At 44.7% G+C, this 16,053-nt stretch carries 10 protein-coding genes; 1 reads left to right on the top strand and 9 read right to left on the bottom strand.

What is annotated here, in order from left to right; genetic code table 11:
• Positions 1 to 177 precede the first annotated feature (177 nt).
• The 5 genes from QZY95_RS11825 to QZY95_RS11805 all read right to left on the bottom strand — a co-directional run bounded on the left by QZY95_RS11825 (position 178) and on the right by QZY95_RS11805 (position 7,718).
• Positions 178 to 666, bottom strand: coding sequence for a MarR family transcriptional regulator (locus tag QZY95_RS11825; protein ID WP_290923738.1), 489 nt, complete (start codon positions 664 to 666; stop codon positions 178 to 180).
• A 76-nt stretch (positions 667 to 742) separates the two neighbouring features.
• Positions 743 to 3,865, bottom strand: coding sequence for an efflux RND transporter permease subunit (locus QZY95_RS11820; RefSeq protein ID WP_290923736.1), 3,123 nt, complete (start codon positions 3,863 to 3,865; stop codon positions 743 to 745).
• Complete coding sequence (locus QZY95_RS11815; protein WP_290923734.1) at positions 3,865 to 5,031, bottom strand: efflux RND transporter periplasmic adaptor subunit; 1,167 nt, start codon at positions 5,029 to 5,031, stop codon at positions 3,865 to 3,867. Before QZY95_RS11815 ends, QZY95_RS11820 begins: the two co-directional genes overlap by 1 nt.
• A 366-nt stretch (positions 5,032 to 5,397) precedes the next feature.
• On the bottom strand, positions 5,398 to 6,738 hold the full coding sequence (locus tag QZY95_RS11810) for a sensor domain-containing diguanylate cyclase (RefSeq protein WP_290923732.1): 1,341 nt from the start codon (positions 6,736 to 6,738) through the stop codon (positions 5,398 to 5,400).
• Positions 6,739 to 7,010: 272 nt separating this feature from the next.
• Complete coding sequence (locus QZY95_RS11805; RefSeq protein WP_290923730.1) at positions 7,011 to 7,718, bottom strand: DsrE family protein; 708 nt, start codon at positions 7,716 to 7,718, stop codon at positions 7,011 to 7,013.
• A 639-nt stretch (positions 7,719 to 8,357) separates the two neighbouring features.
• Here QZY95_RS11805 and QZY95_RS11800 point away from each other — a divergent pair.
• Positions 8,358 to 9,479: a glycosyltransferase family 4 protein gene (locus QZY95_RS11800; RefSeq protein ID WP_290923728.1), complete on the top strand. Its 1,122-nt coding sequence runs from the start codon at positions 8,358 to 8,360 to the stop codon at positions 9,477 to 9,479.
• 297 nt (positions 9,480 to 9,776) lie between these two features.
• On the opposite strand, the gene QZY95_RS11795 is transcribed toward QZY95_RS11800, so the two are convergent.
• The 4 genes from QZY95_RS11795 to QZY95_RS11780 all read right to left on the bottom strand — a co-directional run bounded on the left by QZY95_RS11795 (position 9,777) and on the right by QZY95_RS11780 (position 16,031).
• Positions 9,777 to 10,499 carry an Mpv17/PMP22 family protein gene (locus QZY95_RS11795; RefSeq protein WP_290923726.1) on the bottom strand — a complete coding sequence of 241 codons (723 nt, stop codon included), beginning with the start codon at positions 10,497 to 10,499 and terminating at the stop codon, positions 9,777 to 9,779.
• A gap of 95 nt (positions 10,500 to 10,594) precedes the next feature.
• Positions 10,595 to 11,740: an aromatic amino acid transport family protein gene (locus QZY95_RS11790; RefSeq protein WP_290923724.1), complete on the bottom strand. Its 1,146-nt coding sequence runs from the start codon at positions 11,738 to 11,740 to the stop codon at positions 10,595 to 10,597.
• A 522-nt stretch (positions 11,741 to 12,262) separates the two neighbouring features.
• Positions 12,263 to 13,492, bottom strand: a complete 1,230-nt coding sequence (locus QZY95_RS11785) for a Glu/Leu/Phe/Val dehydrogenase dimerization domain-containing protein (RefSeq protein WP_290923723.1) — start codon at positions 13,490 to 13,492, stop codon at positions 12,263 to 12,265.
• Positions 13,493 to 13,625: 133 nt separating this feature from the next.
• The gene (locus tag QZY95_RS11780; protein ID WP_290923721.1) at positions 13,626 to 16,031 is read right to left on the bottom strand and encodes an acetate--CoA ligase family protein; all 2,406 of its coding nucleotides are present in this window, start codon (positions 16,029 to 16,031) and stop codon (positions 13,626 to 13,628) included.
• Positions 16,032 to 16,053: the final 22 nt, after the last annotated feature.

Raw genomic sequence — 16,053 nt, 5'->3', positions numbered from 1 at the left:
CAAATCTCCCTGGGGACGCCAAGCAATTTAAGCTCTTACACGAAAGTGTAAGAGCTTTTTTGTTTTGTATAGAGAAACTTTTTTCGTTTTGAATGACATTAAGCAATATGAATCTTACAATAGTAAAGAAGCCACTACATGTAGTGGCTTCTTTACTATTGTAAGATGTAGTGTCGGTTACAGATCGACTTTTTTATCGAGTTTCTTGAGCAGACGTTCTCTGAGCGTTAACAGTACATTATGACAAGTGATTAAATCTTCTTCAGGGATATCTTTTGTAATTTCTTGTTGAATATCAATGGCGGTTTCCATCATTGAGTCAAGCAGCTTATCGGTGTTTTCGTGAAGCTCAACAAGTTTTACACGCCTGTCTTTTTTTGAAGGTGTGCGACGAACCAGATTATCTTTTTCCAGCCTGTCTAACATGCGCACAAGTGTCGGGCTTTCAATACCAACGTGTTCAGCCAAAACTTTTTGGGGAACTGGCTTGTTTAACTTGTCTAATGTAACCAGCACAACCCATCTTGCGTTACTGACTCCAAGGTGCATCAATCTTTGATCGATAAGTTGCCGCCACTCTCTGGATACTTCGCAGATTGTAAGTCCTATTTTTTGACGACCTTCTCTAGGGGAGTTTTGAATATCATTTCGCAGTTTAGAGGACATAAAACGTTACTCTTCCTATAAGTAAACAAAGGGGCTGAAAGCGTAACAATGCACACTTTCAGCCCTTTTATCAATTTTACTCGCTTATTTTATTATCTTTTTTCAAAATCTTTTCTGTGAACGCAATGATGGCGCGGTAGAAAGATGGAATGAAAAGTGTTGCGATAAATGTGGAGGCAAGCATGCCGCCAATAATACCTGTACCAATGGAGTGGCGACTGGCAGCACCGGCACCGGAGCTGGTAGCCAGAGGCACTACACCAAGGATAAAGGCGAGCGAGGTCATTACAATAGGACGGAAACGCAATTTGGCTGCTTTAATCGCAGCGTCCTTGGCGCTCATGCCTTCCTTGTGAAGCATAGAAGCAAACTCAACAATAAGAATGGCGTTTTTGGAAGAAAGCCCGACGAGTGTTACAAGTGCAATCTGGAAGTAAACATCATTTGCCAGACCACGTGTGTAGTTTGCAAGAATAGCCCCGAAGAGCGCAAACGGTACAGCCATGATAACCGCCAAAGGCAGGCTCCATTTTTCGTACTGAGCTGCAAGAATCAGGAATACCATTACGAGGCCGAGCAGGAATACCTGAACGGATGTGCCGCCGGTAGCTTTTTCCTGATATGCCGAACCGGTCCATGCCAGAGTATAGTCGGATGGAAGGGTTTCATTAACAACTTCTTCCATTGCGGTAAGCGCCTGACTGGAACTATAGCCAGGTGCAGGGCCGCCAAGGATTTTAGCAGCAGGGAAGACATTGAAACGTTCCACAACTTCTGGACCTGTAACCTGTTTTACGGTCACTAGAGCTGTGAGTGGAATCATTTCACCGTTATCAGAGCGGACGTATACGTTCGCAATGTCTTCAGGCTTTCTACGGTAGTCAGACTCAGACTGGATTTGTACCTTAAAAGTACGTCCCAGTTTGTTGAAGTCGTTAATGTAGTATGCGCCGAAGGTCGCCTGCATGGTCTCAAAGACTCGGCTTACAGGTACACCCATAGACTTTGCTTTTTCTCTGTCCAGCCTGATATCCAATTGTGGCGCGTTAACACTGAAGTTTACGGTAACATTTGCAAGTTCAGGACGTTCAGCTGCCGCTTTTGCAACTTGCTGTGCTTTGTCAGCAAGGTCTCGAACTCCTTTACCGCTTCGGCTTTGCAGGAAGGCTTCAAAACCGCCGGTGTTACTCATACCGGAGATTGGAGGCATGTTAAATGCCAGAACAAACGCATCAACAATGGAGTATGTGTCGCGGAAAATTCCTTTAACAATGTTGAAGGAAGAGTTTTCTTCGCTACGATCCTTCCAATCTTTTAAGGTGATGAACGTTGTTGAGACGTTAGGCTTCATACTACCGGAGAACAAGTCGAGTCCAGCGAGAGAAATGGTGCCTTGAACGCCCTCAGTGCTCAGGATTCGTCCAACAAGATCGTCAGTGATGGTGTCGGTACGAGACAAGGAAGAGCCGTCCGGCAGCATTGCCATGGTGATAAGGGTGCCTTTATCTTCATTCGGTACAAGCTGTCCCGGAACTTTTTGGAAGACGTTCCAAGTGATGCCTATAATGACACCAACAAGTGCTATCATAAGGAATGAGCGTTTCAGCAGCAGGCGTACGCCGGAGGTGTACCCATTTGTAATTGAATCAAAGAAACGGTTGAACCAACGGAACGGGGCAAGCGGCTCGCTATGGTCTTCTTTAAGCATTAATGCACAAAGAGCTGGAGTCAGAGTGAGTGCAACAATACCGGAAATCGTTACAGATACCGCAATGGTAACAGCGAACTGTTTGTACATTTCACCGGCTAGACCACCCATAAATGCAACCGGAACAAACACCGCACACAATACGAGAACAATGGCGACAACAGCTCCTGATACTTCGTTCATAGCTTTTATCGTTGCTTCTTTAGGTGGTAGTTTGTCCGTCCTCATTATTCGTTCTACGTTTTCAAGAACAACAATAGCATCGTCAACTACGATACCGATTGCTAGAACAAGGCCGAAGAGCGTGAGCGTATTAATAGAGAAACCAAGAACATACATGCCTGCAAAGGTTCCGATAATTGATACAGGAACTGCAAGACATGGAATAAGGGTTGCCCTCCAGTTCTGGAGGAACAGATAAATGATGATGAATACCAGTACGAAAGCTTCGATGAGAGTATGTACTACTTCTTCAACTGAGATTCGTACGAATGTTGTTGTATCATATGGAATTGAGTAGGTGAGTCCATCCGGGAATCGCTGGGAAAGTTCTTTCATTTTGTTTGAAACAACTTCAGCAGTTTCAAGAGCGTTTGCCCCCGGGGACAGGTAAATACCCAAAGCAACAGACGGCTTACCGTTGTTCTTTGCGCGTAAAGAGTAGGACTGTGCTCCGAGTTCCAATCGAGCAACATCTTTCAGGCGCAAAATAGTGCCGTCGGGATTTGCTCGAAGGATAATATTTCCAAATTCTTCAGGGTCGGTCATTCGTCCCTGAGTAATAACTGTATAGCTTAATGCCACTGGTGAACTTAACGGATCTTTACCAATAGCACCGGCTGCGAACTGGGCGTTTTGTTCACGAACAGCAGCAGCGATATCTGATGGTGTAAGGCCGAGCTGAGCAAGGCGGTCAGGACGAATCCAGATACGGATAGAGTAGTCCTGTGCACCAAATACAACAGCGTCACCAACACCCGGAAGGCGTTTTAAGTCATCGATAATGTTAACGAGTGCATAGTTACTGATATACACAGTGTCGTACAATCCATCAGGAGAAAATACACTGAGTACCTGAAGCATGTTTGAAGACTTTTTGCTTACAGTAACACCTTGGCGGCGCACTTCTTCCGGAAGGGAGGTCAGCGCAGCCTGAACTCTGTTGTTAACGTTAATAGTGTTCTGATCGGGATCGGTACCAACTGCAAAAGTAACAGAAAGTGTGAGGCTGCCGTCGCCCGCACTAACAGAACGCATGTAGAGCATGTCCTCTACACCGTTAACTTTTTGTTCAATTGGTGCCGCAACAGTCTGGGCGATAACTTCAGCGCTTGCACCCGGGTAGCTCGCACTTACCTCAACTTCCGGAGGAACAATGTCCGGAAATTCTGCAATTGGCAGTACCTTAATCGCAAGGAGACCTGCCAGTACAATAACTACGGAAAGTACCGTAGCAAAAACAGGGCGGTTAACAAAAAAACGAGCAAACATTAGGCATCCCCATTCTCTGCTACCTTGGTAGGAGCAGGGTTAACCGGACTGCCCGGACGAACCTTGATGATGCCTTGAGAGATGATGCGTTCGCCTCCCTGAAGGCCTTTTTCTACGATAAAGTCGTTTCCGACGGTATTACCCAGTGTTACAGGGCGCGGGGACGCAATGTTGTTTTTATCAAGAACATAGACGAGTGGGCTGTTACTTGTGAAGAGGACAGCGCTCTGCGGAATTGTGACCGCTTTGTTGAGCACAGCGCCTTCGATAAGAACGCGTACGAATTCACCTGGAAGTAACAAGCCTTTTTTGTTTTCAAACTGTCCACGCATACGAATGGTGCCGGTTTTAGGGTCTACCATTTTATCCGCAAAGTTGATTTTTCCGATTTCATCAAGCTGCGAATTGTCAGAAAGTTGCAGCTTAAGGGTGTAGCCTTGGTCTACGAGGCTGGCACTTCCTTTTTCCATTAGGCGACGCATAGAGAGCGCTTCTGTACCCGGTACAGAGAAGTTTACGTACAGCGGGTTCAGCACAGTAATTGTTGTAAGAAGGCTGCCAGCTTCATCAAGGGTGATCAGACTGCCTTCAGAACGAGTTTCTTTACTGGTAATGCCGGAAATAGGAGCAGTAACCTCAGTATAGCTGAGGTTGATTTTTGCTTCGCGTACACGAGCTTTAGCAGCACCTACGCTTGCAAGAGCTTTTTCATATTCTGCATCTGCATTGTCGTATTCTTGCTGGCTGACAACTTTGGCATCACGCAAGGATGCAATACGATCTCGTTCAAGCTTTGCGTTTTCCAGCGTTGCTGTAAGCTTTGCTAAATCACCTTTTGCCTGATCAAGAGAAGCTTGAGCCGGCTTTGGGTCGATCTTGAAGAGAACATCCCCTTCTTTTACCCAGCTGCCCTCAATGTATGTACGTTCCAGCAGGATGCCGCCTGTGCGAGCGCGCACCTGTACTTCCCGTGAGCCGGCGGTTTGACCGACACATTCCTGAGTAAGAGGAATATCTTTTTGGGTTACAATAGTTGTTGTCACCATTGGTGGTGGAGGAGTTTTTCCGCTCTGTGATGCAGAAGTTTCGTTGCTGCATCCGCTTGCAAAGAGCACTAATGAAAGGAGTGCGCACGCTGTAAGAAGTAAACGATTCCTAGTAGCCATGTGAGGAATGCCTCCCAAAAAATATGTAGATAGTTAGTATGCTAATTAATAGGTAGGTAACCTTGATATATCTGCTTTGGATAGGGGTCAAGATGTGAAGTGATAAAGTTTACAAAAACAGTTTGTTGGAGAATCAAACGTGTTGGAAAAAAAGATGATGTCGTAGACATTTTTCGAGGGAGCGTGATGGGTTGGGAAGGACGATAAAGGGCTCAGGAAGGGAAAAGCAGCTACAAAAAAATGGCTGGTTATGATGTAAGAATAGTCTAGGCAAACCTTCTTATTTTGTTTGAACTGTAAAACGAGCTATGTGCTTAAGAAAGAGGTGAGCTGATGTTGGTATTTTTGTAGGGCAAGAATAAAAAATTACGAAGCGTTAGAGTTAGTTCCAGATGTTGCTGCAATAACGTGAAGGCAGTATTGGCGTATTAATTCATGGCGTTGTGCCTGATTAATGCGTTTGTTTTCGTACATATGAGTGTCCGCATTTGAGGTGAGAGTGCACAGTTCGTCTGGGAACATGGCTGTCGAAATCCCAAAGGATACATACGGGGAACCTTGGAGTGTACTTTGATTTTCAACGTGGTGTTTTAGACGCAGCATAACATCCGTAGCCTCAGTATACCCTGTTTTGGGTAACAGTATGACAAACTCATCCCCTCCTATTCTATAGACGCTATCATTGTTGCGTGTGTGTTCAGATAGCATGAAAGATATTCTGCGCAGGTAGTCATCACCGTAAGAATGCCCCAGAAGATCATTAACGATTTTTAGCCCGTCAGCATCAATGTAAATAAGACTGACCGGATAATCGTTATTGGTAATATTTTTCAGACGTTGTTCGAACGAATAGCGTGTGTAGGCGGTGGTTAAGGGATCTTTTTTCAGGCTGTTAATGAGCTTTTCTTTAGCATTCTGTAACTCATTTATATCAATATGTACTCCGGTAACGCGTCTTGCCTTTCCGTCCGGCTTTCTACTTGTCACGACACCCTTACCTAGAATCCAAATCCAGTATCCCTCCTTATGTTTAAAACGATAAATACATTCGAAACTGTCTCCGTATGTCGGGCTGTTTATTATTTTCAGCTGCATAGAGACTGTATGCTCATAGTCGTCTGGATGAACTCTTGAGGCCCATGAATCCGCTGTGGGAGGGAATTCCTCTTCAGTGTATCCTGCCATAGCTATATATTTGGGACTGTAGTAGACCTCATTTGTTTCAGCGTTCCAGTCCCAGATTCCATCTTCCGCTGCTTTTAAAGCAAATTTCATTCGTTGTTGCTCATGATCTATCGCAGCCAGACGTTCACTATTGATGTGAAAGCCGCTGACCATTGTCGCGCGCGCTTTTTTATCGCGATGGAGTATGTACCCATGAATGACTACTGAATAGTAGGTACCATCTTTTCCTAACACTCGAAGGGGGTGTTCATATGTGTTGCCAAGTTTGGCAGTGATAATATGATTGATATATATTTTACGTATTGTCTCAAGATCGTCAGGATGAAATAAGGTGAGCCATTCTAGAATATTAGCAGGTCGTTCTTCTTCTGTGTACCCAAGGCGTGAAAGATAGTCATCACTGTAGTAGAAGGCGTCAGCAAGTGGTTCCCAGTACCACATACCGGTTTCATTTTCCTGAACAGTGTTTTGAGCTACTTCAAAAGTGCCGGTTGGGGATGTCAGTAAAAGTGAATTATGCATAAGGAGCCCTATAGAAGAAGATGAGATAAATCTCAACGCAATACCTGTTAATTCAATTTTTGCACAGTGTTACTTAGTTGCTTAGCAAAATATACCTATTTTGTAGGAAAAGGGGATGGTTCTGTGCAAAAAATATGACTACCCGCACAAAAAGCTTCCACGTGTTTTATTGTGGAGAAACTTTAAGAAAAAGTCGCGTAGTGTTGCTATCTATGTTGTTTTTGTTTTTTTGCCTGATAGTTATGGGTGGTGGCGTAGACATAAATATCAGCTTATGGCTTGATGTATGCAAAACCTTTTCGTTGTAGGTCAATTATTTCTAGCAGCCCGGAGGAAACTATTTGGGCTGATGGTAATAACCATTCTTGCTCTATAGAAAAATGCGTAATAGCATTTTGGCAAACTTGTATTTGTAAACCAATATTCGAAAGATGCGTCAGTTGTGTTGCATGTGGATCATCTTTACCTAACAGTTTTATTCCCGGACCATTTACTACAAGGTGTGCACGAAATTTTTTTCCGGATAGCCCTTTAAAGTAATTTTCAATATTGCTAATTGCTATTTCAAGTTCTGCAACACCTTTGTCAAAATGGAATACGACATCGTAGTGCATTGTATTATCCGTTTGGTTAAAATTGTTCCGTTCTCTTGTATGGTAAAATAACGAGCTTGCTTCTGCATTGGAGTAGAGAATTTGATTTATCAAAGTGTCATGAAAGCGCATTCGGGTGAACCCTCTACGTATGAAATAGATTCCAAGAGCCAGCATTAAGATACTGCCTGTTCCAAGCGCAATGAAGATAATGAGATCAAACGATCCTTCTATTTTGGATGTCATAAGAAGAATGAAAGATATTATAGTCATGGAGAAGGCACAAAGAGCTATACCAGAGCGGAGAGTCGTATGAGCTGTACGTTTTTCTGCAAGAAGTAACATCAATTTTTGAAAATCAGTTTGAGAGATTTGTTTATTATCCATTAAGCAATGCTCCGTGTCTGAGTCTATCGGAAAGGAACAACCTTGACCGGTTGTACAGGGTGTTTTTGTTTATATTTGCTAGTCTAGCGTATTGAGTTTTATTAAAAATGATATGTGCTTAGTTAATATTTTTTGAAGACGAAGGGTAAGTTGGGCTGGCTATTCAAAATAGATCCAATGATACTTTTATATCACACTGTTTTTACTATATACTAACCCAACTGTAATGTTGTGTTTTTGGGGATAAGTATATTTCTTTGAGTTGTTGTCTCTTTAAGTAAAAACGTAGTAATTTAATTAGTGTGTTTTAGGTTTTTAGTATGCATGTAATTCTTTTAAAAAAAGAGAGTTACATGCTTTTTTATTCCTTTCGGTCATCGCTAACAGTTCTGTAATACCTCTGTAAGGGTTTTGAATGATCTCTTTTGGTATAACCGTTTCAACAGCGTGATTAGGAATTTTTTATTCAACGCATGTGTTTGGCACCAGTTATTAAGTTGTTCGTTACGCCCGTTAAGACCGGCATATTTTCTTCCACTTTTCATACAACTTAGCTGTGCTGATGCGTTGTACTTGGAGGCGGCTCGTTGCAGGCTGCTTTCATCCCCTTAAAACGAAGTTTTGAGACAGGAACATACAATGAAAGTTATCATTTTTTCTACAGCGGGAAATTTGAGTGGTGGAGTAAGGCAAGCAGCAAATTTAGCAAAAAGCCTTATGCGTCGGGGCCATGAAGTTGTTTTCTTTGTAGTGCCAACTGCAGATATACCGTCTGTTGAACCGTCTATTACTTGGCGACGGTTGCCAGTAGATAAGAATTTGTGGCGTCATGAAGTTGAAAACGAAATTGAGCTTGCAAATAACAAAGGCATGCCATGTGTAGTTCAAGCCTTTCATAATAAAGCAAACAAGTACGTTGCTTGGTGGGCAATGCGTTGGGCCCTCCCCGGTTCAAAATACAGAGCACATTGTGTGGGATACCGCGGAGTGACGTATCGTCCCCGTAACCCGCTTCCGTATTGGTCGTTCGGTATTAAAAAGGTTGTGGTGAATTCAGCCGCCTGTGGGCGTTTGTTAAGCCGACAGTATGGAATATCGAGTAAGATTGAGTTGGTATATAACTCTATTCCTGAAGGACGTAACATCCCTCATAGATCAGCAGAAGAGGTTAGGAAGGAGCTTGGGTTATCTGACGGTGATACAGTGTTCGGCACTGTTACTAGTAGAAAGGCTGACAAAGGTAATGATGTACTTTTGGAAAGTTTTGCCAAGTTGAATTCATCACAGAAGAAATTATTGTTGGTGGGATTACAGAAAGAGCACTGGATTTCTCTATGCCGTGAGCTTGGAATTGAAGATCGTGTCATTTTTGTATCCTATGCGGAACATGTGGCAGATTATCTGCAACTGATGGATTGTTTTGTCTTTGCAGGAAGAAAAGGTGACAGCACACCGAATGCTCTTTTGGAGGCGATGAGCGTAGGTGTTGCATGTGTCGGTACACATATTGGCGGTGTGCCTGAGGTACTTTCAGGCTGTGGCAAGGTTGTACCTATTAACGGTGTTAAAGAAATGACTGAAGCTATGCAGGAACTGCATGATAATCCGTTGTTGCGTAAAGCAATGGCAGCAACCGGTTTGGAAAAAAGCAAAGAGTTCACAGAAGATAATCGGGCTATGCGTGTAGAAGAGATCTACAGCGGTGTCATTGAGCGATATGCCATGTCCCGCTATCCGTCTGTGTGTATGTTGGATCAATAATTTTTCAAAATTTAGAAAGTTAGTTTTTTCATTGTCGCTGAACGTGTTGCACTTGCTTACTGTTGTGTCAAAATGTGTCTGTGATCATAAAAGGCTTGAATAACGGAGTATTGGTCAGCACCAGTGTAGTAACTTGTATCGGCAACATTTGGCCACGGTGCTGATGAAGATTTTTGCATGTAGGTATATGCAGAAGTTTGAATATTCTGAATGCAGCGTGTCTGGTTGGTTGGCAGTGTCTTAAAGTGACTTTCTATAGAATAAAAGCTCCGGCGTTTTGCCGGAGCTTTTTTTGTTTTATTGGACAGATGCTTGTTGTGGCGCTGGCTTGGGAGCAGCATTTAGATTGGCAAAAGCAAGAATGACTCCAAGTGCAATACCAAGTAGGGCGGCAAAAAGTACTCTGAAGTCTGCCGGAAGTAAAAATGTAATAGTATGGGCAGGTATCCAGAATAGTGGAATTGTCTTTTTAAAAACAAATCCCCATTGAATGTCCCAGTTGATCGAAGCGAGTTGTTTTTTCATATTGATGGGACGACAAAGCGCGGTAAGTGTACCCTTGTAATCGTGAATGTGTCCGTCTGTAATTTTATGCAATGTCATAAAGATAGGGGCGAAAATGCAATTGAGGAAGGTGCTGATGCCTAAGGCAAGGATAAAGCGTTTTCCGAAAGTGCCGGTTGCCAGATCCGTCAGGGAAACCGGAAGCCCGAGAGAGGCAAGCATTGCAGGAACACCAGTAGCAAAGACTACAAAAGCTGCTTTGATGATAACGCCAAGAACACCCCAGACTATCATTTTGGGAAGAAGTCCGAAGCTCCTCTTCCAGTATGTTCCGGATACAATCCGTAAGGCGAGGCATTCACCAAAGGAAGCAAGTACGGCAAATTTAACAAAACTTAAAATATACCCGTGTGACATGTTAAGGCTTCGGAAATGTAAGCCAAAATTTGGCGTGAGGCTAATAGCCATAATTACAACGAAAATACCCACGAAAACAAAGCGGTCTGAACGATTCATAACACACCCTTGGAGAAAGAAGTAAAAGAAAAGCCGGAGCAATGTTGAGTACAATGTCCGGCTTTTCTTATTAGTTACAAAGAGCGTTGTGCATTTTAGAGATAGTTAGCAACAACGATAACAAGACCGAAAACAAAGCTGGCAAGAACAGCAGGAGTTCCGCCAATTGCTCGGAATTCCTGACTCTTGCCGAACGATCTGAGTTTAAGCACCATGATGCACGGAAGGAAGATCGCAATTATAGCGAGAGCTGATCCTGCATGGGATAAAGCACGAATGAAGCCGTCCGGTGCCATGACAGAGGCAAAGAGTGGCGGAAGGAATACAAGCATGCTTGTTCCTGCGCGGCTGGCTCTGTCATTTCCGCGTTTGAATGTTTCTGCAACGAGGTCAAATAAGCCCAATGATACACCAAAGAAGGATGTTATCAGAGCAAGCACGGCAAAAATAGAAACAATGCGTTTCACAAGCAGGTTGTTTCCGCTGATAAGTGCCACCAGTGCATCAACATTTGCCAGTCCGGCAAGCTGTTCTGGTGAGGCATTACCTAAAGAAAGCATAAGCCATGCGACATAACAGAGTCCGGGAATTGTACTGCCGATAACAAGAATTTTAACAAGAGATTTTTTACTTTCACCTACGTAGCTGACAACACTCGGGATGGATGCGTGGAAGCCGAATGATGTGAACAGGACAGGCAATGCAATCATGAAACCTTTTGTTGTTGGTGTACCAAGTGCAAGGTTTTGAAGGTTAAGTTCGCCACCGAGAAAGCCGAAGCTGATAACCATGGTTCCGAGCATAACGGCAAAAAGTGTTTTGTTGGCAGAGACAAGGGCGTTTGTGCCAATATAAAAGATGATTGCACTGATAATGGCAAAAGCCCCTGACCCAACACGAGGATCAACAGGGATAACACTGGCAATAAGTCCGCCCATGCCCGTCATATAAGCTACGAGAAGACAGTATGCCAAAAAGAAAACACTGCCTGTCGCTACTATTTGACCGGGACGACCCAGTATTTTGTGTGTCATGTAGTTAAAGTTTACGCCGGGGCCAAACTCAAGATTTACCTCAATGAGCATAAGGCCGGAATAAACAGCCAGTGCCCACATGACAAATAATACAAGGCAACCGGTTACAAAACCGAGACTGCCTATCACCATAGGAAGGCCGAGCATACCTGCGCCAATTGCCGTGCCGGCAACGATACTAATCGCACCAATGTTTTTAGAACTCATACAACTCTTCTCCAATTTTCAATGCCGAAAGGGGGTCGGCATTGATCAGTGAGCCACCACACGCCTGCGGGGTCCCTGTTTGTAAGCAAGGGGCATTTCGTTCAATGCGTGTACTCAAGGCAGGTTGTTCTGTCTATATTAGCGTCTACATTTTTTGTAATTACTACATGGTCGAAAAAGAATTGCCTTTTACAATACTATAAAAGTGAAATGTTACTTCAATACAATATGCCATGAGTGTAGAAAAGTGACGTAATAGTGCGACAGATGATACCGTGAGAAGTTTTGTGTTAACCCATTCGAGATTAATGGCTAAGAAGTGTAGTCTGCATATTTCCGTCTTACCCAAGGGAAACAACTTTGCAGTTACATATACAGTGTCGGCTCTGTAATTTTTCTTCTAATGTAGCGCCCATTTTACTCATTCCTGAACGTGGAATGCCCTGCAATACACCACCATGTAACCAGCGCTGCTGTGGTACCATGAAAAAATCTCATAATACCACAGCAACGATTATGGAATTAGTTCATTAACTTTTTCAAAACGGTTTCAAGTGCGGTTGCTGCCCGTTTTTGCTGAGAGGTAGCAGCCTGCTGCACTTCTTCCAGTGCGTTGTAAATGGTGTCGGAAACATCTTTAAAGATTTCTCCGGCATCAAGTGCCACTTTATTACTCATAAGGTAGTTGAAGGCACGAGCCATACCGCAGTTAGCAATAAAGTCAGGAATGACACTGAAGTTGTTGTCTGCGTATTCTGCTGTAGCGCCGTAGAAGATGTCGTCATCATGGAACGGTACGTTTGCACCGCAGGCGATTACAGTGAGGCCATGTGCTTTCATGGTTTCAAGTTGTTCTCTTGTGACAAGGCGGGAAGCTGCACATGGCAGGAAGATGTCTGCGCCGACGCTCCATACTTTCTTTTGCGTTTCTTCAGCAGAAAGAAGGTTGTCTGCAACGAGAGTGTTGCCGGTACGTTTGAGGAGCAGCTCGCGAACTTGTTCAAACGTTAGGCCTTCTGTTTCAACAAGACCTGCTTCGCGGTCGATGATGCCTACGATAATCGCACCGCGGGAGGCGAGGTAGTAAGCTGCAGTTGCGCCTACATTGCCCCAGCCTTGAACGATAACGCGTTTGCCTTTGAGAGGAATGTTATTGAGCTCGTGGAAATGGCGTACAGATTCGGCAACGCCCCAGCCTGTAATCAGGTCAGCTACAAGGTAACCGCGTGATGGGTCTGGTGAGTAGGTTGCAGATGTTACCGGAAGGCATACACCGCCGCGCAGCTGACTGATTTGCTGAATTTTCTTTTCTTCAGTCGGCATAAAGTGACCGTTGACGATACCTTCTTGAGGATGCCACAGGCCGTATGCTTCTGTATGCGGAATAACATCTTTGATTTCGCATACATTCAGATCACCACCGGTTCCGTAGTAGCTTTTGAGCAGCGGCATTACAGCTTTGTACCAGCGATCGAGCACTTCATCTTTGCGGGGATCATTCGGATCAAAGTTGATGCCTGATTTAGCACCGCCGATATGCGGGCCGGATACGGCGAATTTGATTTCCATTGTTTTTGCGAGTGACACTACTTCATGCTTGTTTAAGCCTTTTCTCATGCGGGTACCGCCGCCGGCAGCTCCGCCGCGTAAGGAGTTGATAACGACCCATCCCTGCGCATCTGTTTCAGAGTCACTCCATTCAAAAACGATTTCCGGTGTGTTTTCTTCAAAAGCAGTTAACAGTTCTTTCATGTCTAATCTCCACAAGCTAACTAAATGTTATGTGAGTTTCATAAACCAATGGGGTTGTTGAACCGCCCTCAGAGGGGACTGATGCGGCTCATAATCGCAGGAACCGGTGCATCCGGTTCCTGCCGGTAGATATTTATGAAGACAATCGAATAGTGTCTGCATGCAGACGGGCTTCGATGTACAAGGACAGTGCCGCAACTGCACGGTCGCATACTGGGAAAACAGGCACACCGTTTTTATTGAAGGCGTCGCGCATCGGGTCATACAAGCGACCGCCGTCAATAACACCGACAACGGGCTTTTCGCTCTCCCGCGCCATTTGCGTCAGCAGAGGGATAATGCCGTTATCGTTGTCCATGGAGAATGCAGGAACAGATGTTTCTGCGAGGGTGTGCATACTTGGGGAAAGTGGATCTAAACCAATGACAACGGCATCTACTCCGGCGTCTTTGGAAAGGATGTTAGCGATGATTGAGTGGGTTTCATCATCGGCACTCGGGTTGATATCCAGTGGGTTGTTTATTGAAACCAGACTGGCGAGTTTTTTTGATTCGAGAACTTCTGAAAGTTGTTTGCGGGATGTTTCTTCAAAGGCTGCAAGTTGCATCTGGTAGTCATCGGATTGAATTGAGTCTGCCATGCCTACAGCTTCGAAACCTGCTCCGCTTACAGCTGCAAGACGGTTACCGTGGATTTTTTTACCTGCCATGTTTTCTGCCAGCAGGAACAGATCCTGAAATTCGGTAAACGTGCGTGCAACAATGGCTCCTGCCTGTCGTACGCAGGATTCGCAGACCATGTAGTCTCCAGCCAATGAGGCTGTGTGTCCGCTTGTGGCACTTTTTCCTTCCGGAGTTCTGCCTGCTTTATAGAAGACAACTTCCTTGCCTGCCATAACGGCATCACGGACGGCGGTGCAGAATTCAAGACCGTCCAGATCATTGAAGCCTTCTGCATATACGGCGATGACATCAACTTCATCTGATTCTTTAAAATATTTAACCATATCGCCGAGGGTCAGGTCAGTCTGGTTGCCCATAGAGATCATGTAGGCAGGGTTGAGTTCAGGGCATTGACTACTGCGATGAAGCATAAATGCTCCGCTCTGGCTGACAAGTGCTGAACGGTGGTGTGTTGCGGCGCGGTCTTTAGGAAGTTTTTCTTCAGGAATGAACCATGTGTCATAGTTACCCGGATGAGAAACTACACCCATGCAGTTTGCGCCGATAAATACAGGACCGCCTTCTTCTGTGCCGTGAATGGCATCAATTGCTGCAATAACGTTTTGTGCACGTTCTTTACTGTCTTCTGTTTCCCCCATTCCGCCCGGGATCAACATGACACTGTTAGCAGCATCAAGGCGGATGATGTCATCCACAAGATCAGGAACGTGCGCTGCTCCTACGGCTACAACAAATAAGTCGAGCTTTTCTGGAAGAGACTCGAGGGTGGGGAAGCATCTTACGCCCTCTATTTCATCAACGCCTTCGCGAAGGATGTAGACATCTTCTTTCGCAAAGCCTTCTGCAAGGATGTTATCCAGAATGATGCGTCCAAAGTTTTTACGCTTAGTGGATGCACCGATCAAACCGATTTTTTTGGGATGAAGCAGGTTATGAATTTTAGCGATAGGGCGTTTGTTTTCACGTTCCTGCGGTAGAGAAAATCTGCACATGCCGTCCAGTGGTACCATAAGGTAATCTGTGAAGGCGTATGGGTTGATTTCCATTTCTTCGATGACAAATTCAGCATCCGGATTTGATGGTGAGTATTTGCGTCCCATTTCAATAAATGATGAGAAGCACTCCATGAGTTGTTCATCCGTGACAACACGGCGTTGTCCCCGAGTAAGTCCGGCAAGTTTTTGATAGGAGATTGTTTTACGGAATTGGGCAAAGAAGCTTTCGCCGTCGATAAGTTCACAGGATGCAGCAACGATAGCCTGTCCTTTTCTGAACCGCTGGGCATACAGTTCTGTGTCTGTTCCGCCGAGTCCGGCGCTGATTACCATTCCGAATTCACGGGTGTTTCGAAGCCCTACGATGAGCTCATTACCGAATGCACTGGAGTCCGGCGGCATGAACTGCACCATAAGCACACCTTTTACGTCTCTGCGAATAGCCGTAAGGAGTGCTTCGCCAGTCAGCCCCTTGTATGCTTCCGGTGCGTGAGAAGGATCAAGATTGATCATATTGGCGTAGTTTTCGGGTACTTCATATAACATGCGGCGAACCGCAGAGCGAATTTTATCCGGTTCTTTTGCTACGATACGTACGCCGCCAACTTCTGTTTTATGAATGATGGTAGGAGAAACAATTTTTAAAACAATTTTTTCTCCCGGCATGGCGGTGAGTGCTTCATCAGAAACTTTTGCACCCTGCGGGATGAGGATTGATTTTGGGGGAGTTTCTGCGCCTGAGCGTGAAAGTAAATTGTAGACTTCATATTCAAAGAGATATGAACGTTCTTCGTCTTGCGCTGCTTTGAAAAGAGCGCTGATGGCGTCAAAATCTATGGAAAGGTCTGTCTGTAGGTCCATGAGGTATTCCTTGCCTTCTGAT

The sequence above is a fragment of the Halodesulfovibrio sp. genome, from assembly GCF_015482765.1.
GTDB lineage: Bacteria > Desulfobacterota > Desulfovibrionia > Desulfovibrionales > Desulfovibrionaceae > Halodesulfovibrio.
The sequence above is the reverse complement of the archived record's forward strand: the minus strand, read 5'-3'. Positions and strand labels throughout refer to the sequence as shown.

Coding starts and splice junctions, on each gene's coding strand:
- QZY95_RS11805 (WP_290923730.1), bottom strand. CDS start 7,718: ATGGATAATAAACAAATCTCTCAAACTGATTTTCAAAAATTGATGTTA.
- QZY95_RS11800 (WP_290923728.1), top strand. CDS start 8,358: ATGAAAGTTATCATTTTTTCTACAGCGGGAAATTTGAGTGGTGGAGTA.
- QZY95_RS11820 (WP_290923736.1), bottom strand. CDS start 3,865: ATGTTTGCTCGTTTTTTTGTTAACCGCCCTGTTTTTGCTACGGTACTT.
- QZY95_RS11785 (WP_290923723.1), bottom strand. CDS start 13,492: ATGAAAGAACTGTTAACTGCTTTTGAAGAAAACACACCGGAAATCGTT.
- QZY95_RS11810 (WP_290923732.1), bottom strand. CDS start 6,738: ATGCATAATTCACTTTTACTGACATCCCCAACCGGCACTTTTGAAGTA.
- QZY95_RS11825 (WP_290923738.1), bottom strand. CDS start 666: ATGTCCTCTAAACTGCGAAATGATATTCAAAACTCCCCTAGAGAAGGT.
- QZY95_RS11780 (WP_290923721.1), bottom strand. CDS start 16,031: ATGGACCTACAGACAGACCTTTCCATAGATTTTGACGCCATCAGCGCT.
- QZY95_RS11795 (WP_290923726.1), bottom strand. CDS start 10,499: ATGAATCGTTCAGACCGCTTTGTTTTCGTGGGTATTTTCGTTGTAATT.
- QZY95_RS11790 (WP_290923724.1), bottom strand. CDS start 11,740: ATGAGTTCTAAAAACATTGGTGCGATTAGTATCGTTGCCGGCACGGCA.
- QZY95_RS11815 (WP_290923734.1), bottom strand. CDS start 5,031: ATGGCTACTAGGAATCGTTTACTTCTTACAGCGTGCGCACTCCTTTCA.